Here is a 23,716-nt window from a genome sequence, read left to right as displayed (position 1 = left end):
GCGGCCGGGGGGCGCCCCCCCCCCCCCCCCCCCCCCCGGGCGCGGCCCCGCCCCCCCCCCCCCCCGGGCGCCCCCCCCCCCCCCCGGCCCGGCCCCCCCCCGACTCCGCGAGGGCAGGCTCCCGGTGGTGCTGGCGTCGGCGTACACCGTGATCGTCGGTGGTGCTGCGGCCCTGCTGTTCGTCCTGCTGCCGGACTCGGAGGCTCAGGAGGACGAACAGCTGCCGGCCTCCGTCCCGTTCTCCCTCGCTCCCCAATGCCACGGAGCCGCCTGCGAGGGCCGGGACCCGATGCGCCTGATCTGCGGCCTCGGCCCCGACACCCTCGCCTCGTACCGCACGGCCACCGGCGCCCACGTCGAGTTGCGCCACAGCAAGAAGTGCGGCGCGAGCTGGGCCCGGACCTGGGGGACCGAGATCGGCGACCGGGTCGACGTCACGGCAGGCGGCCCGACCCACGGCGTGCGCATCAGGAACAAGGACGACGCGGCAACCTTCATCTATACCGAGATGACCGAAGTCCGTCCCGGCAGCATCGTCCGGGCCTGCTTCCGGCCCGCATCGGCCGACGGCGAACGGGAGTGCTTCGAGGCCCGCGTAGGCGGGGCCGCCACCACGACCCGGCTGCCCTCACCCCAGTAGCGTCAGGCCCTCGCGAGTAGCGTGCGGTCCTCGGGCGTGTCGATGGCGGACCGTGCCTCCGCCAGGCTGGTTCCCGAATCGGCGCAAACCGTTACGAGCGCCACCAGTCCTGACGCTGCGGCGCCCCTTGAGAAGCGTCGTAACCCGGAGCCCCGTACGCCCCCGTGCCATAGCCGCCCGCCGGACCGTAACCACCCGCCGGACCGTAACCACCCGCCGGACCGTAACCACCCGCCGTGCCGTACCCGCCCGTCGTGTCGTAAGCCGTCGCCGTCTCGCGCTCCGTCGCCCGCGGCATCGGCGTCGCCTGCTCCATCGTGCCCTTCCAGGTGCGGGCCGGGGGACGGCCGACGTACGTGCCGAAGACCAGGGCCGCGGCGGTGGCGGCGATTACGCCGGGCACCATCTCGTAGATGCCCGTCTCCAGCGGGCCGAGGAGCGGGTCGATGTCGTCCCACAGGAACACGGTCAGCGCGCCGGTCACCATGCCGGCCATCGCTCCGGCCGCCGTCATTCCCGGCCAGTACAGGGACAGCAGGACCACCGGGCCGAAGGCTGCGCCGAATCCGGCCCAGGCGTACGCGACGATGTCGAGCACGGCGCCTCCGCTCAGCGCGATCACGTACGCGACGACCGCCACGGCCACCACGCTCAGCCGTCCGACCAGCAGCAGTGAGGTGTCGGAGGCCCGGCGGTTGAGGAACGCCCGGTAGAAGTCCTCTGTGAGGGACGTGGCCGAGACCAGCAGTTGGCTGTCCACCGTGGACTTGATCGCGGCCAGTACCGCGACCAGCAGGATTCCGGCGATCCAGGGGTTGACCAGCCGGGTGGCCAGTTCGATGAAGACCGTCTCGGGGTTGTCGAGCGGGGTGGGGAGTACGGCGATCCCGGCCAGGCCGATGAACGATGCGCCCGCCAGTACGACGGCCGCCCAGCTCACACCCAGTCGGCGGGCCCGGGGTATGTCACGGGTGCTGTGAATACTCATGAAGCGGCTCAGGATGTGGGGCTGGCCGAAGTAGCCGAGGCCCCAGGCGAGAAGCGAGATCATGGCGACGGTGCCGAGCGGGCCGCCGGTCGTCCAGACGTTGTCCGCGAACGATGCCTCGGCGGCCGGGTCGAGCAGCGCCGGGCTCGCGTCGGTGATCGCGTCGTGCAGGGCGCCGGGGCCGCCGGCCTTCCAGAGGGCGATCAGGGGGAGGGCGATCGCCGCGAGGAACATCAGCGTGCCCTGGATGGAGTGCGTGATGCTCAGGGCCGTGAAGCCGCCGAGGATGGTGTAGACGACGATCACCACGGCGAAGATGGTGAGCCCGGTCTCGAAGTCGGAGCCGAAGATCTCGTTGAAGAGGAGGCCGCCGGCGACGAGGCCGCTGGCGACGTAGACGGTGAAGAAGACGACCGTGACGACGGCCGAGAGCGACCGGAGCACGTGACTGCGGTCCTCGAAACGTTCCTCCAGGTACGAGGACAGGGTTACGGAGTTACCGGCCTGCTCGGTGTAGGTGCGCAGCCGGGGCGCGACGAGCCGCCAGTTCAGATACGTACCGATGATCAGGCCGACCGCGATCCATGTCGCCCCTATCCCGGTCATGTACACGGCTCCGGGAAGGCCCAGGAACAGCCAGCCGGACATGTCGCTGGCGCCGGCTGACAGGGCGGCCACGGGGGCGGTGAGCCGGCGTCCGCCGACGGAGAAGTCTTCGAAGGTGCTGGTCCCCCCGTGGGCCATCACCCCGATCATCACCATCGCGATCAGAAACACGCCAAAGGTGATCATGGCTGGGATGGTCAGGGTGATCATGGGGTTCTCCCTGCGATACGGCGGGCCAGGGCATATGCCAAACGTGCGCACAGGCCACTTTTTCGGGCCGGAACGGCGCAGTTTAGGGGCGACGGTCCGTATCGGCGAGGGCACAGATGAGACAAGCGGCTCCATCCGTTCCGGATTGTGGCGGATACGGATGGATACGCGAGTGCGAAGATTTTTTGAAGATTGTGGTGGTGGGGTGGGCTCAGGCCCGGAGGCCTCGGCGCAGTCGGCGGCCCAGCAGTTCGACGCCGATGCTGACCAGGAGTGACGTCAGCAGGACACTCGTGACCACCGGGAAGTCGAAGGACGCGAGGCGGTCGCCAAGGAGGACTCCCAGGCCCGCGGCGCCCACGACGCCGACCACGGCGGTGTCGCGCACGCAGATCTCGAAGCGGTAGAGCGTGTAGGTGATCAGGTGGTTCGCGGACGGTGGGGCCATGGTGGCGACGGACGCGACCGCGCGGGGGACGCCGGCGCCCAGCAGGTAGTCACGCGGGCCCAGGTCCATGGTTTCCCAGGCCTCGGCGACCAGGCGGGCGAGGATGCCGCCGGTGTAGAGGCCGAGGGCGAGGGCGCCGGGCAATACGCCCGGGAAGAGCGCCAGCAGTGCGACGATCGCCCACACCGTCGGGGGGATCGACCGCAGGATCAGGAGCAGGATGCGGGTCGTCCACCAGACGATCCGCCGGGCCCAGCGCGCCCAGATCCGGCCGTCCGCACCGCGTCGGCCGGCTCGTGGGCGGGTGGCCCAGGGGCCCACGACCAGAGTGATCACGACCGCCACGACCATGGCGAGCACGGCCATGGCCACGGTGTCGAAGGCGGCACCGGTCAGCGCCCGCCATCCGCCCTCGGGGAGTACGGGCGGCCACAGGTCGGACAGCAGTCGGCCGCCGAGTTCACGGGTGCGGGCCGAGGTGAGTCCGGCCAGTGAGAGGCCGGACCACCACCAGGCGACCGCGATGGCCGGCACCACCATGGCCAGCGACCAGCGGGTCGCATGGGACGGACCACGCGGCGACCGGCCCGCATCGAGGGACGGCTCACGTCCGACCGACCCGCCCGCCTCGCGGGAACGCCCACCCGCCTCGCCGGACGGCTCACGACCGACCGACCGGCCCGCCTCGCGGGATTGCTCTCGACCCACGGACCAGTCCGCGCAGGTCACCACCGCGACATCCGAGCGGACGCGGCTGCTCCACAGCTCGACGGCCGCCGCGAGTGCAAGCAGCGCCGCGACGAGCGTCCAGACCTCGTCCCAGTTACGCGACTGAAGGCTCACCGTCAGCTCGAACCCCAGCCCTCCGACGCCCGCGACCCCGAGCACGACCGCGGACCGGAGGGCGCACTCGAACCGGTAGAAGGAGTACGACAGGAGCAGCGGGGCGGTGCCGGGCAGCAGGGCGTAGGCCAGCGCGGAGCACCGCTTGGCTCCGGCCGCGCGCAGCGAACGCAGCGGGGCGTCCGGTACCGCGTCGAAGGTCTCCCCGAAGACCTGGGCGCTCTGCGCGCCGAAGGGCAGTGCGAGCGCCAGGACGGCGACGAGCGGATCGAGACCGAGCACGCTGACGAAGAAAAGCGCCCACACCAGCTCGTGCACCGAGCGGACGGCCACCAGTACGCCGCGCACGACAAGCCGCACCCCACGTACCGGCCACGGAAGACGGCCACCCCACGCCACATCACTCAGCACCAGGCCACCGATCAGGCCCAGCACCAGCGCCCCCACCGTCCCGAGCAGCGCCAGGGCCAGCGTCGTCGCCGTCGCCTCCAGCACCACCGAGAGGAACCCGGCCTCCAGGGAGGGGTGCAGCGCACTCGCCGCGACGTCGTCGAGCAGGGCGAGACCACCCTGGTTGACCAGCTCGCCGCCCGAGGGGACAGCGCGCAGGGTCGCCCAGGCCAGCAGGACGACCACGGCGACAAGCGTCACGAGCCTTCGGAGCCCTACCCTCCGCCCGCTCACGGCCTTTCGCCCCGGCGCGGGCGACGACGCGGTCGGTGGCGTGGGCGGGGCGTCGAGCTGGAGTGTCATACGAGCTCGTACAGATCGCGCAGGGCCGAGTCCTGCACCTCGGCGGCCGGGCGGTCGAGGACGATCCGGCCCTCGCGCAGGCCCACCACGCGCGTGCAGTGCTCGCGGGCGAGTGCGGGCTGGTGAAGGCTGACGACCAGCGTCCGCAGGGGCGATGAGGTAGGTGAGGCAGGTGAGGCAGGTGACGTACTCGTCGACGAGGGGGTGCCGAGCAGGTCGAGGATCCCCGCGGCCCGTACCGGGTCGAGGCTGGAGACCGGCTCGTCGGCCACGACGAGCTCCGGCGACTGCACCAGGAGCCGGGCGATCGCCACCCGCTGCCGTTCACCGCCGGAGAGGCGCTCGGTGCGTTCGTGGAGGGCCCAGCCCAGGTCGACCCGGTCGAGCGCGGCCCGGACCACGTCGAGCGAGCGCGGCCAAACCAGCGAGGCCAGCGCACGGGCGGTGCTCCACTGGCCGAGCCTGCCCGCGTTGACGTTGTGCAGCACCCGGACCTGCTCGATCAGGGCGAGGTGCTGGCTCACCGAGCCGATACGCCGCTGAAGGAGCCGTAGCCGCGCGGCAGTCACGCCCGCGAGGTCCTCACCGAAGACCTCCACCGTGCCCGTGGTCGGTTCCAGCGAGCCGTTGAGAAGGGCCAGGAGGGTGCTCTTGCCGGCGCCGCTCGTACCGAGCACCGCGACCCGTTCCCCGGCATGGATCGTGAGGTCCAGCTCGCGCAGCGCCTCGTGCGAGCCGAACCGGCGCCCCGCACCGCGGAGTTGGACGACGGGAGCACCTGAAGTCCCGGTCACCGCAGCAGCCCCAGGTCTCGGGCCACGTCCTCGATCCGGTCGTACGCGGAATTCCTGGCAGGTACGAAGGACTTGGCGCCGAAGAGTTTCAACAGCTCGGCGTCCTCGGCCTTCCGGTGGTCGAGCCCGAGGAGCAGGTCCAGCACCTTCTTTCGCGTACCGGCGCCGAAGGTGTCGTCGAAATCGGGACGTACGAGCCAGTGGTAGTCGGCGTAGCCGGGGGTGCGCCACAGCACGACCACCTTGCTCAGGTCGACCTCCTTCGCCTCGACCGTGGCCTTCCACACCTGCTCGTTGACGGCGCCGACCTCGAAGCTGCCCTGGGCGACGACCTCGATGGTGGCGTCGTGGGAGCCGGAGAATCCTGGTTTCCCCCGCAGTTCGCTCGGCTCGAGACCGGCCTGGCGCATGAAGTACTGGGGCATCAGCCGCCCGGAGGTGGACGTCTCGCTGCCGAAGCTGAGCGTGTGCCCCGCGAGGGTGCGCAGGTCGTCCGCCTTGGCGAACGGCCGCAGCCCCGAGTCCTTGTGGGCGATGAACAGGCTGTGGAAGTCGGCGTCGATGTCGCGTTGGGCGATGGCGTCGGCGCCCGGTACGCGCTCGCGTGCCTGGACGCCGGTCAGCCCGCCCATCCAGGCCAGGTGGATGTCGCCGATCTCGAAGGCCCGTACGACGGCGGTGTAGTCGGTGACGGGGCGATAGGCGACCTTGAGGCCGGTCGCGTCGGCGAACCGCTCGGCCACGGCGGGATAGAGCCGGTTCAGCAGTTCGGGGTCCTGATCGGGAATGGCGGAGATCCCGAGTTGTCGCGCACGCGACCCGCTGCCGCTTCCGCTGGCGCTGCCGCCGCAGGCGCTCAACAGCGCCGTCGCTCCGGTGGCTCCGGCACCCAGGAGAAACGTACGGCGGGTCATCGGTCGTACAGGCATGGACACTTCCTGGTTCCTGGCCTTCCTGTTGGTCCTGGGTCTGGCCGGGTGATCGGGGGACTCAGTCGCGCGGCGACGGCGACGCGCGCCCCGGTGCGGCGGCGACCGTCACGGCGACCACGGCGACGGACAACAGGAAGGCCGCCGAGGTCGCGGTGCCGCCCAGGGAGGGGTCGCTGAAGCCGATCTGGGCGTACAGGGACAGCGCGGCGCCCACCCCGACGACTGCCGCCATCCAGCCGAGGATGGCGATCCGGCCGAGGGTGGCCACGAGTACCAGTGCGCCGGCCACCAGCAGTACGAGGCCGCCGAGGAGGTTGTACGCGCCGAGGCTGACCGACGGATCGGCGGAGCCGAGGATGTAGCCGCGCGGGTCGAGCGGATCGTCGCCGGCCGTGCCCGCCACGGTGACGGCGCCGGCGATGACCGCGACCGCGCCCCACACCAGACCGAGGCTCCGGGCGGAGCCCGTGCGGGAGCGCACCGCGTCGACGGCGAACGCCCGCCCCGCCGAGGAGAAAAGGATCACCACATGGCCGCCGATCATCAGCCAGTACGCCCATGGCCATTCGTGCGGCCCATAGGCGACCGAAAGCCCGATGGCCAGGGACTGGGCGATCCCGAGCAGCGCGGCAGGCCGCACCCAGGCACCGGTCAGCAGCAGCACGGCGAGCACGGTCTCGGAGATCAGCACGCCCCAGCCGAAGACCTCGATGTTGGGCAGTACGGCGTGCTCCACGATCCAGCTGTACGGCGGGAGCACCGGGTCGTTCACGGCGAAGGCGGTGAACTTGTAGAGCCCTGTGTTCGTGTCCTCCCCGAAGTCCGGGGGCCGCTTCCACGCCACGTTGTAGAGCCACATGAGCCCGAGCAGGATGCGCAGGAAGGCGGCGGCTACGGCCTGTTGACGAGGGACGGGGTCGGTCGCGGGGGCGAAGAGCCAGCGTGTGAGCGCGAGTCCGGGCGTACGAGTTCTCCGAGGCTGAGGCGTGTCAGGCACAGCGGAACACCTCGCGTCCCGACCGGTCGGCGGCGTCCTGGACGGCGAGCGTGTCCCGTACGACTCCGAAGACCTCGGCGAGCGGCAGCGGGGCGTCGGCGATCCGCAGATGCGGGTTGGTGACCGCCACCGGATGCCACCAGGCGCCGTCCACGGTGAGCGTGGGTTCCGGCTCCAGGTTCTCCAGCGCCACGTGTACGCCCTTGTCGGCGAAGCCCTCCTGGGCCACCGGCCGGATGATCCGGTCCGGCGGGGCGATGTGAGCGTCGTCGAGGCGCCGGTGCAGCGCCTCGGCACCTTTCGGGTCCTCGTCGTACAGCGTGGCGGCCACCCGCACCCGGAACCCGAGCGAACGGGCCAGCTCGATCCCGTCGAACGCCCGCGCCCACGAGCCCGCGCCCCGCTGCCGGTCGTGCAGTTCGGGGGTGGCCGAGTCGAGGCTGATCTGGAGGACGACGTCGCGGTCCATGCTTTCGAGGGTCTTACGGCGGGTGCCCTTCGCGAAGATCATTCCGTTGGTCAGTACGGTGCGTTCCAGACCGTCCGCCGCCTCGCTGAGGGCGCCCAGCTCCGGGTGCATGAAGGGCTCGCCGCCGGTGAGGAACACCTCGCGACCGCCCTGGGCCCTGAACTCGTCGAACACCGCGGCTGCGAGGGCCGGTTGGAAACGCCGGGCGGCGGCCTTCGGGGAGGACTCGGCGCAGCAGTAGCCGCAGGCGAGGTTGCAGTCGAAGTTGGTGTAGATCCACAGCCGCCTGCCCACGGGCGTCCGCTCACCCTGGCTGAAAACGGTGCCCGGCTGCTCCGTACGTCCGCTCTTGTCCCGCGCACCGGACTTGCTGACGGCGAACCACCAAGGCCCCTGGTCCGACTCGGCCACCCGGGTGACGACGTCGTGCCCGACCAGCTCGGCCCAGACCGGCAGATCGACGTCGACGCTCGCCTCGGCGCTGCGCACTCCGAGCAGCTGACCGGGCTCAAGCCGCCGCATCGCGCGGGTGATCAGCAGCAGCAGGCCGCTGCCGCAGTCCATGTCACCGCCGTCAACCAGGGCATCGACTTCGCCGAGGGGATTCGGCGGATTCGGCGCCCGGTCCACACCTGTCAGTTCGACCATGGTTCCGACCGTAGCCATGGCCGGGCACGACAGGCAGTGGCTGGATCCTTACCGAACCATGACGGCGCCCGCCCGGGGTGCCGAGGCAGGCGCCGCAGGTCTACGGTCGAACCATGACCGACCACGGCATCCAGCGCCCCGACGCCCCGGCGGCCCGGACGGAGTTCTGGGAAGGCGTCCACCACAGCAAGGACGTCGATGGAGTCTCCTGGTGGCAGTCGGTTCCGGGACTTTCCCTGGGCCTGGTCGACAAGGCCGGAGTCGGCCTCGACGAGCCGATCATCGACGTGGGCGCCGGCTGGTCGACCCTGGTGGACCACCTGCTCGAACGCGGCTACCGCGACCTGACGGCGGTGGACCTGTCCACCACCGCCCTCCAGACGGTCCGCGACCGCCTCGGCCCGGAAAGCGCGGACGTCACCCTCACCGTGGCCGACGTACTCGACCTGCGCATGGGCCGCGAGTACGCCCTGTGGCACGACCGCGCCGTCTACCACTTCCTCACCGAGCCCGACGAACGCGCCGACTACCTGACCTCCCTGAACCGCTCCCTGCGCCCCGGCGGCCGGCTCGTCGTGGCGACCTTCGGCCCCGACGGCCCCACCACCTGCAGCGGCCTCCCGATCGTCCGCTATACCCACACCGAGCTGGCCGCCGAGTTCCCCGGCTACGAACTCGTCGACACCGCGGGCGAAGAACACGTCACCCCCTGGGGCACGTCCCAGCAGTTCACGGCAATTCTGATGCACCGCCGTTGAGCGCACTGTCAGGCCGGCAGTCACGTCATGTGCACCTGGAGCGCCGCCCGTACGCCCGACTCCAGCGCCCCCTCGATCCACGACGGCTTGACCGACGTGTGGTCGCCGGCGAAGTGGAGGGGACCTTCGGGAGCACGGATGGCGGCCAGGAGCTCGGTGTGCTGGCCGGGCAGGAGAACGGACGCCTCGCCGTACGCGTACGGATCGCGGAGCCAGCTCTGGGTGCGGCCCGCGCCCGTGTAGAAGACCTCTAGGCGCTGGCCGTACACCTGCTGGAGCCCGCGCAGCGCATGCGGATAGCGGGCGTCGTCGTCGAGGGAGTCCCAGCGGGAGGCGTCGTCGGCCCAGCTGTAGGAGGCGAGGACGACGCCTCCCTTGCTGCCGGGGACCGGGTGGGAGGGGTTGATCATGAAGCGGTTGGAGTTGTCGGAGACGGAGCCGCCGCCGATGATGCGCGCCGCCTCGGGCTGGTCGCGGCCGGCCCAGCGGTTGGCCGCGTAGTGGGCGCGCTGCGCGTCACTGATGTGCCCGTCCGGGACGGAGGAGTGCGCGCCCAGCAGACTTCCGTCGGCGGGCGCCTTGCCGCGGCGGTAGTCGTCGTACAGCCCGGGGCGTACGGCGTCGAGCTCCCGCTTCCAGTCATCTTCGTCGAACTCCCACCAGCGGCGGGCGAATTCGAGCAGCACCTTGGTCGCGCTGTCGTAGTGCAGCTCGGCGACGGCACGGCGTTTGCCGTACGACATCAGCGGCCTGACCTGAACCTGCCGCAGCCCGGAGAACGGCACGGTGACGATCGCGAGGTCGCCGGTGAACTCCTCCCGTACGACCTTGCCGTCGCGCCCCTCGGACACCGTGTCGATCCATACGTGCGGGCCACCGGGGCGGACATGTGACGGGTCGTCGTGCCGGTCCGGATCCCAGTACTCGATGTGCGTCGCGCGCCGGTCGAGACGCAGCAGGTCGCGTACCTCCCGCAGCAGCGCGTCCGGGAGGGTGGCCGTGCCGCCGGTCAGCTCCCAGAACTCGGTGTCCGGGCTGATCAGCGACTGGCTGATGAAGCTGTGCACGAAGGACAGCGGCAGCCGTGAGGTCAGGTTCTCCAGGGTGCCGACCAAATCGATGGTGCGCTCGTCGAGGCCTGCCCGCTCGGTCAGGAACCGGTACATGGACCAGTCGCCGTACCGCTGGATCACCCGCGCCCAGCCGCGCACCCGCTCGGGCATGGGCTTGTCGACGCGCTTGCCGTCAGGACCGGCCGTGCTGAACTCGTCGCGTACGGGGTCGAGGGCGTCGCGCAGAATCTTGCTTGAGGGTGTGTCCCAGTACTTGCGCGGCACCCCGAAGGACCGGTTGACCTTGCGCGGCGCCTCGGCGTACTCGGAGCGGCGTACGCGGATGCCGTTGACGTGCAGCCAGGCATGGTTGACGGCCTTGCCCTCGCCGTCGACGTCCACGAGGTGGAACCGCCGCTTTTCGAGACCCAGTTGGCCGATCAGGCTCATCACCAGCGGATGGCTGCCGGGGATGCGCATGGCACCGGCCTCGGCGTACTGCCGCGCATCGGCGAACGGCTGCGCCGCCTGCTCGTGCCCGCCGGTACGGAAGGTCTTGATCCGGCCGCCGACACGGTTGCCGTTGGCCTCCAGCAGCGTGACCTCGTGCCCGGCCCGCTTGAGCAGCCAGGCCGCCACAAGCCCGGCCGGGCCCGCACCGACCACCAGGACCTTCTTGGCCCCCTTGGTCTTCGGGCGGGGCAGACCGGAGCCGAGGATCTTCTTGTACGTCGGCACCAGCGGCCGGTTGTCGTCTTCGACGACCAGCAGCGCGCGGGCGACGGCGAGACAGGTGGCCCAGTCGGCGGTGGATCTCGGCGGGCAGGGTGCCTGTTGAGGCCCGGCAGGCGCCTGCCGAGGCTCGGCTGGCGCGTGTTGAGGGTGGGCGGGCGCCGCGACGGCCTCGCCCGCTGTGGCCGAGCCAAGTGCCGTCACAGTCGCGGCGGTACCGGCCACGGCCGTGAACTGCCGCCGGGAGAACGGACGATGGGTGCTGGCTGCGGTGCGGAGTTCATCCATACGTCCTGGATAGGCGTGCCGGCGTACGTCCGACAGAGCGATCCCAGTTGATCACCTGAACGTGCGAGCGCAGGGGGTGCGACCACTGCCGCACCCACTGCCCGAGCGCATGTGACGCCTCGTCACGCCCCCTAACACCACCGCCGATCAGGCGCCGAGAGGTTTGCGGCGACGTTCGCCCAGCGCGCGCCGCCCGGGGCCATGCCTCGTGACGCCGCCAGCGGCGCCGCTGGCAGACAACTCCGCAATGCGGTGTACGTCGGTCAGGGACTCACTCATCCGCGCGAGCAGGAACCGGAGTTGGGCAGGGGTGGCCTTGTGATCGGTGAGCATGTCGGCGGCGTAGTCGAGGAGGTCGCCGGCCATGCCGAGTTGAACGCTTTCGATGTTGTCCGCGACGCGGGAGAGATAGCCGGTGCCATCGCCGATGAGGTAGGCGGGCCGGCCCTCAGGGGTGGACCATGGAAGCAGTCGCGGGGTGTCGGTGCGGTCGGTCATGCCGACACCTCCACGCCCCGGATGAAGCGTGACCCGAGGGGTACACCCGTCGCCCGATGACGGCCTCGGGCGGGGAACAGGAACCGCAGCAGCGGCTCGATCAGCCTCGCGACAGCGTGGGACATGTCATCAACTCCCTTGTGGTTGACGGCCACGCCCCTGATCCGGTGATGACAGCTACAGGGGAGGCGGTAACGGCGACTGCCTCGAAGTGATCGACGGACACACCACCGTCCCCGTCCGCGACTCCAAGAACCCCCACGGTCCCGCCCTACTCATCGCGGCGGGTGGTTGGTCCTCGTTCGTCGGCGCCATCAAGCGCGGCAAGTTCCCCGTCTGAGCTCAGCACGTCCCCGACCAAGGTGCCCCTGTCATGTCTGACAGGGGCACTGTCCCAATGCGGCGAGGTCGGCTCAGAGCGCGATGAGACCCGCGGTCGTCGGCTTGAACCCGCAGGCGTCGAAGTAGAACGGCTGCAGGTCGTCCTCGAAGTCGGCGTGCAGCCATTCGCATTGGGCCGTACGGGCCTGTCGGGCGGCCTCGGCGACGAGCCCGGCTCCGATCCCGGAGCGGCGGTGGCTCGCTGCGACCACGGTGTCCAGGATGAACGCGTGGACGCCGCCGTCCCACGCGACATTCACGAAGCCCACGAGATCACCGTCATGGCGTGCACAGACCCAGCCGAGGCTGTGACGCCGCACCCGTGCCAGCCAGTCGACATCCGAGGTCCGATGGCCGAATCCCGCCGCATGCAACGCGTTGAGAGCTGCGTTGTCGAAGTCGCCCCGCCACTCGTACGTGATCGTCATGACGAGAGCGTAGACCGCCGATTCTGGTGAACTGCTTGTGGCCGCGGTGTTGATCGTCCTTGCGGCGGGCCGCCTTGGAGTAAGCCCGTATTCGGCCTGCGCCGCAGTCAGCGCTTGCGGGCCATCGCGACGTAGCAGGACACCTCAGCGTCCGAGACGTCGGCGGTTACCCTGCTGGACTCGGCCAGGCCGTCGGTGTTCCAGCGATGGGGTACCTCCACACCGGGCGGGACGATCTCCAGTCCGTCGAGGAAGCGTTCCACCTCCGCCTTGGAGCGGGCCTGCGCCGGGATGCCGGAGGACTCGTACACCTGCACCGCACGGCCGATGCCCTCGGGGTCGAAGTCCGCCGTGACATGTGACATCACCAGGTGGGAACCGGGCGCCAGGGCTTCCATCAGGCGTCCGACCATGCCGTACGGGTCGCGGTCGTCGGGGAAGAAGTGCAGGACGGCGTTCAGGCTGAGGGCAACCGGGCGGCTCAGGTCGAGGGTGGAGGTCAGCTCCGGGGCGGCGAGGAGCGCGGCGGGGTCGCCGGCGTCCGCCTCCACGAACGCCGTACGGCCCTCGGGGACGCCGCTCAGCAGCCGGGCGGCCTGCGCGCGGACGACCGGGTCCCGGTCCACGTACACGACACGTGCGTCGGCCGCGACCTCCTGCGCGATCTCGTGCAGGTTGGGGCTGGTGGGGATCCCGGTGCCGATGTCCAGGAACTGGCGCACGCCCTGTTCGGCAAGGAAACGGGTGGCGCGGTGCATCCACACCCGGTTGCTGCGTGCGATGACGATGATGCTCGGGAAGGCGGCGATCGCCCGGCCGGCGGCGGCGCGGTCGGCGGCGTAGTTGTCGCGCCCCCCGAGGTAGTAGTCGTACATGCGGGCACTGTGCGGCTGATCGGTACGCAGATCCGTGGCGCTCATGTCGGACTCCTCCCGTCGGTCCAGCCGCCCGTGGCCGGTCAGGTACCGCGTGCGGCGCGGGCGTACCGAGGCTAACCGAACAACTTCCGTTGTGCAGCGCCGAGTTGACGCGTCGGACGGCGAGGACACGGGCCCTCACCGTCCGCCACCCATCGATCCGCGTCAGTCCGCCGTCTGCGCCGGGTTCGCCGTGACCCTGCGCAGCAGTGGCCGGCTGGCGGCGATCGTGGCGAGCATGGCCAGGGTGCCTACCGTCACGCAGAGGGTCAGTTGCAGGGCGCCGGAGGCGTTCATCGTGCTGTCGGCCGCCTTGTTGAGCTGGAAGGCGCCGTAGACGCCCATCGCGGTGGTGCCGCCGGCCAGGACTGCCAGGGGGAGGGCTGTTTCGCGGGTGCGGGCGCGGTCCAGCAGCTTCAGGGGGGTGCCGGCCAGGCGCAGGAGGCTATAGACGCGGCGGCGGTCGAGGACGTTCGCGGCGGCGGTCAGGCCGGCGGAGACGGCGGCGACCAGGAAGCTCATGGCCAGGGTGGCGGTGCTGACCACGCCGATGCGGTCCACGCCCACGTTGTCGTATGCGGTCCTGTAGTCCTGGGTGAACGGCAGCCGGCCCGCCCCGACGGGCGTCAGCGCGGTGACGGCGGCGTCGAGCTGGTCCTCACCGCCGGAGACACGGGCGATCAGGCCCGGGGTTCCGCCCAGCGCGCTGTTGAAGTCGTCCTCGGAGGGGACGGTGACGGTGGCGGTGACGCCCGCCTCGCGCAGCAGCGTGCGGGCTTCGGCGACGGTGCGCAGGCTGGGCGCGGAGTCCCCGGTGGTTACGGCGACCTGGCCCTGCTGCCCGGGGAGGCCGAAGTGCAGCTGGCTGACGGAGAAGAACCCGGCGACGAAGCCGGCCAGGACCAGACCGCTGACGGTGCGCCAGGCGCCGCTCGGGTCGTCGCTCAGCCGGCGGGCCGCCAGCAGGGTCGCCGGGCGGCGGGCGTAACGGCCAACGATCCGGCCCAGCCGGTCCACGACCCACGGGCCGAAGAGCCAGAACGCGCCGTAGAACAGCACCAGCAGGGCGACCATCTGCCGGGCGCCGAGCTGGCCGCCCTGCGTGGAGAAGAAGACATAGCCCAGCACCCCGGCGAACAGTACGAGCCGGATCATGCGGGTGCGGCGCGGATTGGCCTGCTGGGCGACGCCCAGCGGGGAGGTGGCGACCTGGCGCAGCATCGTCACGGCGCTGACCGTGATGAGCGCCGTCACCGCGAGCACCACGGCCGCGAACCAGGGCAGGCCCACCCACAGCTGCCCGGTGTACCAGCCGCCGATGCCGTACGGCATCTGGGCGAGGGCGGGCAGCAGCGCCGCGTACGCGAGGGCGCCCGTCAGCGCCCCGGCCCCGCCCACGGCCGCCGCCTCGGCGGCCGTCATCGCGATGATCTGCCGCGGAGTCGCCCCCGCCAGCCGCAGCGCGGCGAGCCGCTGCTCGCGCCGGGCCGCCCCCAGCCGTCCGGCCGCCGCGGCCAGCACGATCACGGGCATCACCAGCAGCGCCACGCCGAGGACCGCGAACTGCTGGTCGGGGGCGGTGAACAGGCTCGCCTTGGTGGACGTGAAGCCGGCGACCTCGGCGCGGGCAGTCTGCCCCGCGTCGAACCAGTTGCCGCCCCCGGCCGCCTTGGACACCGCCGGGTCCGACGGCGCCCGTCCCACCACGGCGACGAGTTCGTCGGGGGAGGCGAGACCGGCCGCGCCGATCGTGCCGTACGACTCCGGCTTCGGGAACCGGTCGGCCAGCTGGTTCGCGGGCAGCTCGCGCATCACCTCGGCCAGCGCCGGGGACACGTACACCTCGCCCCGCTTGGGGAAGCTGCTCAGGCCGGGCGGGGCGGGAGTTGCCTTGCGGTCCGGCAGCTGGGCCAACGACACGACGCTCACGGGCTCGTGGCGTACGTATGTCGTGGTGAGCGCCTGGACGGCGGTGGCCTGCCGCGCCGGTGCGGCGTCGGGCGTACGCCAGTCGGTGCGGTCGGCGCGGGCACCGGAACCGAGACTGACGGCGATCATCATGAGCAGCACGAACGCGCTGACGGCGGCGACCACGGCGGCCAGCAGCTGGCTCTGCAGGCCACGGCGGCCGGATGACCGGGCGAGATGCCAGGTCAGGGGCAGGACAGGGGAACGCATGAGGTCTCCGGGAGGGTGGCGGGGTCGGGCGACCGGATACGGGCGGTATCCGGGAGGGGTCGGCTCAAGCGACCGTGTACTGGCTGTAGTTGCTGATCCGGCCGTCCCGTACCTGGAGGATCCGGTGGCAGTGGGCGGCGACGTCCGCGTCGTGCGTGACCATCACCAGGGCGGCTCCCTGGGCGCGGGTGACGGAGGTCAGCAGCTGGATGACCTCGGTGCTGGTGTTCTGGTCCAGTGCGCCGGTCGGCTCGTCGGCGAAGACCACGTCCGGTTCGACGACGAGCGCGCGGGCGATGGCGACGCGCTGCGCCTGGCCGCCGGACAGCTGACCGGGACGGCGGCGCTCCAGGCCCTCGAGGCCGAGCGGCGCGAACCAGCGGCGAGCCCGCTCGACGGCGGCCTTACGGGGCACCCCCTCCAGCATCAGCGGCAGCGCGACGTTCTCCTCCGCTGGCAGCTCCGGCAGCAGCTGGCCGAACTGGAAGACGAAGCCGAAGCGCTTGCGGCGCAGCGCGCTGAGCTTGTTCTCGCCGAGGCTGTCGATGCGCTCGCCGCCCAGCAGCACCTGGCCGCCTTCCGGGCGGATGACCCCGGCGAGGACATGGAGGAGCGTCGACTTGCCGGAGCCGGACGGGCCCATGATCGCCAGTGAGTCGCGCTCGCGGACCTCCACGTCCACGCCCGCGAGGGCCATGGTGGAGCCGTACTTCTTGGTGAGGCCGTGACCGGCCAGGACGGTGCTCATGATGTGTCTGCCCTCTCTCGGATGGCTTATCGGCCGGCTTTTCGGACGGCTTCTCAGCGCTCGAACTTCCAGGTGACGGCGGAGTCCGACGCCTTCACCACGGTCACGGGAATGGACACGCTCTTGCCGCCGTCGCCCTTGCCGGTGCAGGTCACCTTCGTCCCGGCGGCGGCCTTGAGGTCCGGGCAGCGCACCTTGGACACCTCGCTGCCGACCCAGGGCAGCGGGTGGTACTTGCCCTCGGTGCGGGCGGCGACGATGCTGCCCTCCAGCGCCTCGTGACCGTCCACCTTCGCGTCCAGCACGGGGTGGTCGAGGCCGGTGGTGGACTCGGTGCCGGACAGCAGATAGGTGCCGACACCCCCGACGGCGACCACGGCGGTCGCCCCGCCGATGAGGCTGACGAGAAGGTTGCGCTGCATCGGGTACTCCTGAAGTCGGAGGAGCGGGGCCCCAGTTGACCTGATGACAGGTCACTGTCGGCCGTGGTGGGGAGGAAGTGGCTCCAGCCTCGCCCGCGGGCCCGGGCGCGCGCCTCAGCCGAACGGTCACAAGGGCCTGGCTCGCGCGGCGGCTCCTCGGCCATTCGGCCGAGGCCGGTGCCGACGACCGCACTTACGGCGACTGCGAAGCCCTGACGGTCGCGGGAGCCCGACGGTTGTGTGCTGTTGGCCACGTGCTCACGGCCGTCGCCCCGTCCTGCGCGACAGCTATCGTGGCGAAGCAAATCGAACGTGATGTACGTGAGCAAAGTTGGCGGAGGCTGGGACGTGTCGGACGAGGGACGGCTCGTTGCCGGGCGTTACCGGCTGGCCGAGCGGATCGGCCGTGGTGGCATGGGCACGGTGTGGCGCGCCGAGGACGAGGTCCTGGGCCGCCAGATCGCGCTGAAGCAACTGCACGCGCACCACCACCTGTCCGACGACGAACTGGCCACGCTGTACGAGCGCATGCGGCGCGAGGCGCGCAGCGCGGCCCGGATCGCCCATCCCAACGTGGTCGTCGTGCACGACGTCGTGGACGACGGGGGGCTGCCCTGCATCGTCATGGAGTACGTGCCTTCGGTCACACTCGGCGACGTGCTCAAGGGCGACCGGACCCTGTCGCCCGAGGAGGCGGCCCGGATCGGCCTGGGCATGATCGCCGCACTGCGCGCCGCCCACGCCGCCGGAGTGCTGCACCGCGACGTCAAGCCCGGCAACGTACTGCTCGCCTCCGACGACCGCGTGGTGCTCACGGACTTCGGCATCGCGATGACGGACGGCACCTCGACGCTGACGAAGACCGGCGAGATGGTCGGTTCGATCGACTACATGGCGCCCGAGCGGATGCGGGGCCTCACCCCCGGACCGGCCTCGGACCTGTGGGCGCTGGGCGCCACGCTCCACCAGGCGGTGGAGGGACGGCCACCGTTCCGCAAGGACACGGCGATGGAGACGGCGTACGCCATCGCCACCGACCCCCTGGGACCGATGACGCAGGCCGGTCCTCTGGAACCGCTCATCGAGGCCTTGCTGGTCAAGGACCCGGACGAGCGGCCTTCGGCGGAGCAGACGGAGCGGGCGCTGCGGACCATACGGGCCGGACGGCCGACGGAGGTGCATCGGGCTGCGGCGTTCGCGGGCACGGGGACGCGGACGGGCTCGGTCACCGGTTCGACGGCAGGTTCGGTGACGGGCTCAGCCGGCGGTCAGGGCCGAGGGCCGGACGTACCGGATGCGTCAGGGGTGCCGGACGCGCCGGGCGTACCCAGCAGGACCGACGACGGCAGGACCGACGACGGCAGGGCCGGCCGCGGCCGGAACGGCAAGCGCCGCGCCCTGCTCTGGAGCACCGTGGCGGCGGCGGTGGCGGGCGCGGCCGTGGCAGGCACCCTCTACGCGACGACGTACGGGGGCGGGGCGACCGATGACGGCGCGCGGAACCCCGGTCCGAGCGCCGCACCGCCGTACAAGCCCCCGCCCGTGCCCGAGGGCTACCACTTGGTCCGCGACAAGCGCCACGGCGTCGCCTTCCCCATCCCGGACGGCTGGAAGCTCGACAGGAAGACCCCCGAAGGCGTCACCTACGTCGACCCGACCGAGCTGGCCGAGATCACCATCGGCGTCGTGGACCCCGCCGGCTCCCACCCCGTCGAGCACTTCGAGAACATCGAGGCCAACACCAAGGTCAACTACCCGACGTCGTACCGGAAGCTGCGCATGCAGAAGACCTCGTTCCGTGGACAGCCCGCGGCGGTATGGGAGTTCACGTTCCAGGGCCGCGCCCGGGCGTTCCGCGCCATCGACCTCGGGTACGGCCGTGAGGGCGCCAAGGAGTACGACATCTACCTCTCGGCCCCGGACGCCCAATGGGCCACCTACCGCCCCGTCTTCGACAAGGTCAGGAACGGCTTCACCACGACGGGCTGAGGCGAAGACGTACAGCCGCAGCACCAGGAAGCGCCCGATTCCGGCGAGCCCGGAAGCGCTGAGGTACACGGCCTGCTCGGTCAGCATCCCAGGCGACGACTGCACCGTGTGGAGGCCGAACATCGCCGCACAGGTCACCAGATAGGCCGCCGTGGCCGATCCCGCGGACTGCCAGTGCTGACGCCATCCGGCCCGCCGCCCGGCCCCGAAGGTGAAGCGCGCGTGCAGCTCCGTGCACAGGAGGGTGGAGCCGACGGTGATCAGGGCGTTCGCCACCGCCCAGGGCATCAGCGCGGCCAGCAGGCCCACGGCACCACTGGAGAGGACCCCGACCCCGCCGCCGCACAGGACGAACCGGGCGAAGGAAGCGATGGGGCCGGGGGTTACGTGGGATACGGGGGATACGGATGCGGCCGAACTCGGGCGTATGTCGGCCGCGTTCATGACTGTTACCTTCCGGCAGGTGGGAGCGGTGAACCTCTGGGATCAACTGCTCCCACCCTGCCGCCACCAGCTCACGAGCACGATGACGCCCACTCCCGAACCGAAGGTAGGGCTGGCTCCACCATGAGGGCGGGGGCTACTCCGCCAACGACGTCCGCGATCGCGTCAGCGACCCGCCGCCTCCTTGCGCAGGAACCGCCGCAGCCGGGCCTCCGGCCACGTGTTGATCACGTCGTCCTTGGTGAGCCAGCCCCGCTGCGCCGTACCCACGCCGTAACGCATGTTGGCCAGGTGGAGAGTGGCGTGGGCGTCGCTGTCGACGGCGAACTTCACCCCGTGCCGCCGCGCCCGCACGATGTCCTCGTCCCGCAGGTCGAGGCGGTCCGGATGGGCGTTGATCTCCAGGGCTGTGCCGGTGCGCGCGCAGGCGGCGAAGACCGCGTCGAGGTCGACGTCGATGCCCGGCCGTTTGCCGATGATGCGGGTCGTGGGGTGGCCGATGATGTTCACGTACGGGTTCTCGCAGGCCCGGACGAGGCGTCGGGTCAGCGCCTCGCGCCCCTGGTTGAAATGGGAATGCACGGAGGCCACGCACAGGTCGAAGCCGGACAGGAAGTCCGCGGGCCAGTCCACCTCTCCCTCGGGATCGATGTTCAGCTCGGCTCCGTGGAGCAGGCGCAGGCCGCCGCGCCGCCCTCTTGTGCGGTACGTGCCGTCCAGCTCTCGTACGCGCTCCCGCTGGGCCAGCATCCGTTCGTCGGTCATCCGCTGCATGTAGAGGTTCGGTCCGTGGTCGGTGATCGCGAAGTACGCGTAGCCGCGTTCGGCCGCCGCCTCGATCATCTCCTCCAGCGGGGCGAGTCCGTCGGTGAGATCGGTGTGCGTGTGCAGGTCTCCCTTGATGTCCGACTCCTCGACCAGGTCGGGCAGTTCACCGTGCAGCCCCGCCTCGATCTCGCCGCGGTCCTCGCGCAGCGTCGGCGGGATCCACGGCAGGCCGAGCCTGGCGTACACCTCCTCCTCGGTCTCGGAGACGATCTTCTCCCCGCTCTCGGCGTCGAACAGCCCGTACTCGGAGAGCTTGAGCTTCTGGTGAACGGCCCGTTCGCGGGTACGGATGTTGTGGGCCTTCGAGCCGGTGAAGTACTGCAGGGCCGCTCCCCACGAGTCCGGCGGTACGACGCGAAGGTCCACGGACAGGCCCTTGGTGGTGCGGATCGACGTCTTCTTCTCGCCGTGCGCGATGACTTCCAAGACGTACGGCAGCTCGGTGAACGCCCGCATCAGCCGCGCCGAACTCCCCGCCGCGGCGAGCACGTCGATGTCGCCGATCGTCTCGCGGAAGCGGCGCAGCGAACCGGCGTAGGTGCACCGCCGGCAGCCGGTGACCCGGGACAGCTCGGTGACGATGTCGTCGGCGAGGTCCATGGCGACGTCGAGCAGGACACGGTCGCCGGAGGACTGGAGGAGTTCGATGCCGTGGAGGATGTTCTCCTCCGTCTTCGGCCCGAAGCCCTTCAGGTCGCGCAGCCGTTCCTCGTGGATGGCGTCGGCCAGCTCCTCGACGGAGGCGATGCCCAGCTCCTCGTACAGCACGCAGGCCTTCTTCGGGCCGAGCGTGGGGATGGCCGTCAGCCGCCGGACCCCGGCGGGGATCTTCGCCCGCAGCTGCTCGACGGCGGACACGCTGCCGCTCTGGAAGTACTCGACGATCTTCTCGGCGGTCGACCTGCCGACGTTGGGGATCTCCTGGAGGCCCTTGACGTCCAGGGTGGCCACATCGGCGTGATAGCCGCCGATCGAGCGCGCGGCCTTCTCGTAGACGCGCGTCCTGTACGCGTCTCCTCCGGTGATCGAGATCAGATCCGCGTACTCCTGGAAGAGCGCGGCGACCTCGTCGTTGGAACGGGCCACACCTCCAGGGTAGGCACGCGCGTCCGGTGATCACTCGGCGAACGGGGCCAGGTCCTTGAGGAGCTGCCCGCCCTGGTCACGGCCGGACTACTCACGGCCGGCGAGTGCTTCAGCGGGAGCCGTACGCAGGGCCCGCCGGGTGGGCACCTCGATGGTGACGAAGGCGAGGCTGATGATCGTGAGCGCCGTGGCGGGCAGCAGCCAGACCGGGCCCGCGGGCCAGGGGCGGTGCAGGAAGCCGAGGCCCAGGAGGGTGAGGGGGATCGCGGCCAGGACCAGACCCGTGGTGAGGGCGGCAGCGGCGATCACCGCGGCCTCGCGGCGCATCATCGCGCGGATCTGGCGCGGCGTGGTGCCGTTCAGACGGAGGGTGGCGATCTCGCCGCGGCGTTGGGCGGTGGTGGCGACGAGCTTGTTGGCGATGCTGAGCAGGAGGTAGCCGAGGAGTACGACGATGGTGGCCAGGTTGACCCACACCTCGGGCGGGGCCTCGCTCAGGCTGCCGCCCGTTCCCGTTCCCGTGTCCGTGGGCTCCACCGTCAGGCCCGGCCGGGACTCGGCGAGCGCCGCGAGCTCGCGCTGCGCCTTCGCCGTGCCGTCCGTGCGGACGAGGATGCTCTCGTCGAGGCCCGTCGCGGTGTGGCCCGCCGCGAGGTCCCGGGAGAGCGCGACCGGGCCGAAGCCGAGTCCGCGGGCGTACACGGCGACGACCTCGGCGTTCACGCGGGTGCCGTCGCCGAGAATCAGGCCGACTCGCCGGCCCGGTTCGGCGCCACGGGAGCGGGCGACATCGCTGCTGACCGCGATGGTGTCGCCGGTGAGCCCGGCCAGGCTGCCAGACCGTACGTCCAAGTCCAGGACGGTCGGCGCGGCCGAAGTCAGGATCATCGCGGAGGAGGATTCGACCTCGTCCTCGCCGAGTAGCTTGTAGGGCCAGATCACGGTCGTGCTGCCGACGGGAGCTGCCGCCCGTACGCCGGAGGTCTCCCGTACCGCGTCGAGCGTGCCCTCGGGCAGCCCTCCGAGGGCCGGTGCGCTCAGGCGTTCCTGTGCGAGGGTGCCGGCGCGAACGTCGTCCGAGGTGGCGGTCATCACGGTCGTCTGGGTGAGGGTGTACGTCAGGACGAACACGACCGCCATGGCGAGCGTGCTGACGACGCCCGCGATGCGCAGGGCGTAACCGCGGACGTTGGACACGGCCAGCCACGTCGGCGCGGAGACACCGGGCCGCAGGCGCCGGGCCAGTGTGTCGCCGACGCCCCGGACCAGGGCGGGGCCCGCCATCGCGAGGCCGATCGCGCCGATGATGCCGGCCATGGAGGTGGCCGTCGAGCCGAGCACGGTCCTCGACAGCAGCGGTACGACAGAGAGAGTCGTCGCGGCGACGATGATCAGCAGTCCGGTACGGGTCCTGATGCGGGACGGATTACGGGGTTCGGTGCGCGACTCGGCGACCGCCTCCGTGGCCGGCATCCGCGACGTACGCCATGCGGCGCCCCTCGCCGACACCTGGACGGCGACGGCCAGCAGGAGGGCGGTGGCGAGCGCGGGCAGCGGGCTGAACGTCAGGGGCAGGGCTTCGGGGAGCACCCCGCGTTCCACCAGCTGCTGCCGGAACTGTCCGGCCAGCAGATACCCGAGGGCCGCCCCGGGCACGAGCGCCACGGCCGCGATCACCGTGGCCTGGGCGGTGGCGAGCCGGCGGATCTGCTTCGGGGTGGCGCCGACGGCCCGCATCAGGGCCAGTTCGCGGCGCTGCCCGGCGATCGACACGCCCAGCGCACCGGCCATGACGAACCCGGTGATCAGCAGGACGATCCCGGCGAGCGAGCCCGCCAGCAGGACGAGGAGTGACCGCGCCGCAACGGCGTCGGGCGCCGCCAGTTCGCCCCGGTCTTCGCCGGTGGCCACCACCAGGTCCGTGCCGCGCAGTTGATCGCGGACGGCTGCGGCGACGGAGTCGGTGGCGCCGGCTTCGGTACGCAGCCCGATGAGGTCGACGGTCCCGGCGCGGGGTCCGCTGTCGCGCCCTGCCAACTGCTCGGCCGTCGGATCGGCGAAGAAGACTCCGGCTCCGGGCGCGTCGACGATCCCTGAGACGCGGTACTCGGCGGCGTCGCGGCCGGCCGCGACGACCTCGACCCGGTCGCCCGCCTGGACACTCGCGGCGGCGGCCATGTCGCGGTCGACGGCGACCTCACCGGAACCGGCCGGCTTCCTGCCGTCGATGGGGGCGTCCTGAAGCAGCCCGGTGGAGGACCAGCCATGCCCCGCCGTCCTCGGATCCTCGCCCGGTACGACCCGGCCGCGCGCGTCGACGAGAGCCGCGGGGAAGCTGACGTCACCGACCACGCCGGTGACCCCGGGCAACTCGCCCAGCCGGTCGACGAGCCGCGCCGGAACCGTCCCCCGCTCCGGCAGTGCGATCGGCAGATCCCCGCCCGGCCGGAAGGTCTGATCCGCCGAGACCACGACGTCCGCCCCACCGAGCCGCCCGACCGGCAGCTGCGACCGCAACCCGGACTCGGCCAGCACTCCGGTACCGGTGACCAGCACCGCACCCCCGAGCACCGCACACCCCACCGCCACCAACGCGGCGACCCGGTGCCGAGCCATACGCACCGCGAGATACAACATGG

18 protein-coding genes and 2 pseudogenes are annotated in these 23,716 nt (G+C 71.3%); 4 read left to right on the top strand and 16 right to left on the bottom strand.

Annotation, left to right across the window (positions count from 1 at the left end; genetic code table 11):
* Nucleotides 1-124: 124 nt before the first annotated feature.
* Nucleotides 125-640 (top strand): DUF2690 domain-containing protein, encoded by a 516-nt coding sequence (locus ACGFNK_RS39895; protein ID WP_393424369.1) that lies wholly within the window; start codon nucleotides 125-127, stop codon nucleotides 638-640.
* Nucleotides 641-731: 91 nt separating this feature from the next.
* Here ACGFNK_RS39895 and putP read toward each other — a convergent pair whose 3' ends face one another.
* The 6 genes from putP to ACGFNK_RS39865 all read right to left on the bottom strand — a co-directional run bounded on the left by putP (nucleotide 732) and on the right by ACGFNK_RS39865 (nucleotide 8,328).
* Complete coding sequence (gene putP, locus ACGFNK_RS39890) at nucleotides 732-2,444, bottom strand: sodium/proline symporter PutP (RefSeq protein ID WP_393424366.1); 1,713 nt, start codon at nucleotides 2,442-2,444, stop codon at nucleotides 732-734.
* Nucleotides 2,445-2,655: 211 nt separating this feature from the next.
* The gene (locus ACGFNK_RS39885) at nucleotides 2,656-4,386 is read right to left on the bottom strand and encodes an ABC transporter permease subunit (RefSeq protein ID WP_393424363.1); all 1,731 of its coding nucleotides are present in this window, start codon (nucleotides 4,384-4,386) and stop codon (nucleotides 2,656-2,658) included.
* A gap of 98 nt (nucleotides 4,387-4,484) precedes the next feature.
* A complete protein-coding gene (locus ACGFNK_RS39880; protein WP_393424360.1) occupies nucleotides 4,485-5,282 on the bottom strand; it encodes a phosphonate ABC transporter ATP-binding protein in 798 nt (265 codons plus the stop codon).
* Complete coding sequence (locus ACGFNK_RS39875) at nucleotides 5,279-6,211, bottom strand: putative selenate ABC transporter substrate-binding protein (RefSeq protein ID WP_393424357.1); 933 nt, start codon at nucleotides 6,209-6,211, stop codon at nucleotides 5,279-5,281. The genes ACGFNK_RS39880 and ACGFNK_RS39875 overlap by 4 nt, the downstream gene beginning before the upstream one ends.
* Before the next feature lie 61 nt (nucleotides 6,212-6,272).
* Nucleotides 6,273-7,211, bottom strand: a complete 939-nt coding sequence (locus ACGFNK_RS39870) for a DoxX family protein (RefSeq protein ID WP_393424354.1) — start codon at nucleotides 7,209-7,211, stop codon at nucleotides 6,273-6,275.
* Entirely contained in the window at nucleotides 7,204-8,328 is a 1,125-nt protein-coding gene (locus ACGFNK_RS39865; RefSeq protein ID WP_393424351.1) for a radical SAM protein, read from the bottom strand. The genes ACGFNK_RS39870 and ACGFNK_RS39865 overlap by 8 nt, the downstream gene beginning before the upstream one ends.
* 113 nt (nucleotides 8,329-8,441) lie before the next feature.
* Here ACGFNK_RS39865 and ACGFNK_RS39860 point away from each other — a divergent pair, with 113 nt between their 5' ends.
* Complete coding sequence (locus ACGFNK_RS39860; protein ID WP_393424348.1) at nucleotides 8,442-9,086, top strand: class I SAM-dependent methyltransferase; 645 nt, start codon at nucleotides 8,442-8,444, stop codon at nucleotides 9,084-9,086.
* A gap of 20 nt (nucleotides 9,087-9,106) precedes the next feature.
* Here the strand turns inward: ACGFNK_RS39860 and ACGFNK_RS39855 are convergent, their stop codons facing one another.
* Both ACGFNK_RS39855 and ACGFNK_RS39850 read right to left on the bottom strand, forming a co-directional pair.
* Complete coding sequence (locus ACGFNK_RS39855) at nucleotides 9,107-11,158, bottom strand: FAD-dependent oxidoreductase (RefSeq protein ID WP_393424345.1); 2,052 nt, start codon at nucleotides 11,156-11,158, stop codon at nucleotides 9,107-9,109.
* Nucleotides 11,159-11,305: 147 nt separating this feature from the next.
* A complete protein-coding gene (locus tag ACGFNK_RS39850; RefSeq protein ID WP_393424342.1) occupies nucleotides 11,306-11,656 on the bottom strand; it encodes a hypothetical protein in 351 nt (116 codons plus the stop codon).
* Between the two features lie 187 nt (nucleotides 11,657-11,843).
* Between ACGFNK_RS39850 and ACGFNK_RS39845 the strand changes: the two are divergent.
* A pseudogene (locus ACGFNK_RS39845) lies at nucleotides 11,844-11,996 on the top strand (DUF397 domain-containing protein); the annotation flags it as partial.
* A 73-nt stretch (nucleotides 11,997-12,069) separates the two neighbouring features.
* Here the strand turns inward: ACGFNK_RS39845 and ACGFNK_RS39840 are convergent.
* From ACGFNK_RS39840 to ACGFNK_RS39820, 5 genes are all read right to left on the bottom strand, one after another.
* Nucleotides 12,070-12,465 (bottom strand): GNAT family N-acetyltransferase, encoded by a 396-nt coding sequence (locus ACGFNK_RS39840; RefSeq protein WP_393424339.1) that lies wholly within the window; start codon nucleotides 12,463-12,465, stop codon nucleotides 12,070-12,072.
* Between the two features lie 107 nt (nucleotides 12,466-12,572).
* Nucleotides 12,573-13,385 carry an SAM-dependent methyltransferase gene (locus ACGFNK_RS39835; protein WP_393424336.1) on the bottom strand — a complete coding sequence of 271 codons (813 nt, stop codon included), beginning with the start codon at nucleotides 13,383-13,385 and terminating at the stop codon, nucleotides 12,573-12,575.
* Between the two features lie 162 nt (nucleotides 13,386-13,547).
* Nucleotides 13,548-15,560, bottom strand: a complete 2,013-nt coding sequence (locus ACGFNK_RS39830; protein WP_393424333.1) for an ABC transporter permease — start codon at nucleotides 15,558-15,560, stop codon at nucleotides 13,548-13,550.
* Nucleotides 15,561-15,624: 64 nt separating this feature from the next.
* Nucleotides 15,625-16,308 carry an ABC transporter ATP-binding protein gene (locus tag ACGFNK_RS39825; RefSeq protein WP_393424330.1) on the bottom strand — a complete coding sequence of 228 codons (684 nt, stop codon included), beginning with the start codon at nucleotides 16,306-16,308 and terminating at the stop codon, nucleotides 15,625-15,627.
* A 53-nt stretch (nucleotides 16,309-16,361) separates the two neighbouring features.
* Entirely contained in the window at nucleotides 16,362-16,730 is a 369-nt protein-coding gene (locus ACGFNK_RS39820) for a hypothetical protein (protein ID WP_393424327.1), read from the bottom strand.
* Between the two features lie 348 nt (nucleotides 16,731-17,078).
* Between ACGFNK_RS39820 and ACGFNK_RS39815 the strand changes: the two genes are divergently transcribed.
* Nucleotides 17,079-18,719, top strand: a complete 1,641-nt coding sequence (locus tag ACGFNK_RS39815; protein ID WP_393424400.1) for a protein kinase — start codon at nucleotides 17,079-17,081, stop codon at nucleotides 18,717-18,719.
* On the opposite strand, the pseudogene ACGFNK_RS39810 reads toward ACGFNK_RS39815, so the two are convergent.
* The 3 genes and pseudogenes from ACGFNK_RS39810 to ACGFNK_RS39800 all read right to left on the bottom strand — a co-directional run.
* Nucleotides 18,711-19,163: pseudogene (locus ACGFNK_RS39810) on the bottom strand (hypothetical protein); the annotation flags it as partial. The gene ACGFNK_RS39815 and the pseudogene ACGFNK_RS39810 sit on opposite strands and share 9 nt — an antisense overlap.
* 165 nt (nucleotides 19,164-19,328) lie before the next feature.
* Nucleotides 19,329-21,077 carry a DNA polymerase/3'-5' exonuclease PolX gene (gene polX / locus ACGFNK_RS39805; RefSeq protein WP_393424324.1) on the bottom strand — a complete coding sequence of 583 codons (1,749 nt, stop codon included), beginning with the start codon at nucleotides 21,075-21,077 and terminating at the stop codon, nucleotides 19,329-19,331.
* Between the two features lie 87 nt (nucleotides 21,078-21,164).
* Nucleotides 21,165-23,714 carry an ABC transporter permease gene (locus ACGFNK_RS39800; protein WP_393424321.1) on the bottom strand — a complete coding sequence of 850 codons (2,550 nt, stop codon included), beginning with the start codon at nucleotides 23,712-23,714 and terminating at the stop codon, nucleotides 21,165-21,167.
* Nucleotides 23,715-23,716: the final 2 nt, after the last annotated feature.

The sequence above is a fragment of the Streptomyces sp. NPDC048825 genome (genome assembly GCF_043198355.1).
Taxonomy (GTDB): domain Bacteria; phylum Actinomycetota; class Actinomycetes; order Streptomycetales; family Streptomycetaceae; genus Streptomyces; species Streptomyces xiangluensis.
This window is presented reverse-complemented; position numbering and strand designations above follow the sequence as displayed.

Excerpts from the sequence above, each read along its gene's own strand:
- putP (WP_393424366.1), bottom strand. The coding sequence starts at position 2,444 with ATGATCACCCTGACCATCCCAGCCATGATCACCTTTGGCGTGTTTCTG.
- ACGFNK_RS39875 (WP_393424357.1), bottom strand. The coding sequence starts at position 6,211 with ATGCCTGTACGACCGATGACCCGCCGTACGTTTCTCCTGGGTGCCGGA.
- ACGFNK_RS39865 (WP_393424351.1), bottom strand. The coding sequence starts at position 8,328 with ATGGTCGAACTGACAGGTGTGGACCGGGCGCCGAATCCGCCGAATCCC.
- ACGFNK_RS39860 (WP_393424348.1), top strand. The coding sequence starts at position 8,442 with ATGACCGACCACGGCATCCAGCGCCCCGACGCCCCGGCGGCCCGGACG.
- ACGFNK_RS39855 (WP_393424345.1), bottom strand. The coding sequence starts at position 11,158 with ATGGATGAACTCCGCACCGCAGCCAGCACCCATCGTCCGTTCTCCCGG.
- ACGFNK_RS39850 (WP_393424342.1), bottom strand. The coding sequence starts at position 11,656 with ATGACCGACCGCACCGACACCCCGCGACTGCTTCCATGGTCCACCCCT.
- ACGFNK_RS39840 (WP_393424339.1), bottom strand. The coding sequence starts at position 12,465 with ATGACGATCACGTACGAGTGGCGGGGCGACTTCGACAACGCAGCTCTC.
- ACGFNK_RS39835 (WP_393424336.1), bottom strand. The coding sequence starts at position 13,385 with ATGAGCGCCACGGATCTGCGTACCGATCAGCCGCACAGTGCCCGCATG.
- ACGFNK_RS39830 (WP_393424333.1), bottom strand. The coding sequence starts at position 15,560 with ATGCGTTCCCCTGTCCTGCCCCTGACCTGGCATCTCGCCCGGTCATCC.
- ACGFNK_RS39825 (WP_393424330.1), bottom strand. The coding sequence starts at position 16,308 with ATGAGCACCGTCCTGGCCGGTCACGGCCTCACCAAGAAGTACGGCTCC.
- ACGFNK_RS39820 (WP_393424327.1), bottom strand. The coding sequence starts at position 16,730 with ATGCAGCGCAACCTTCTCGTCAGCCTCATCGGCGGGGCGACCGCCGTG.
- ACGFNK_RS39800 (WP_393424321.1), bottom strand. The coding sequence starts at position 23,714 with ATGTTGTATCTCGCGGTGCGTATGGCTCGGCACCGGGTCGCCGCGTTG.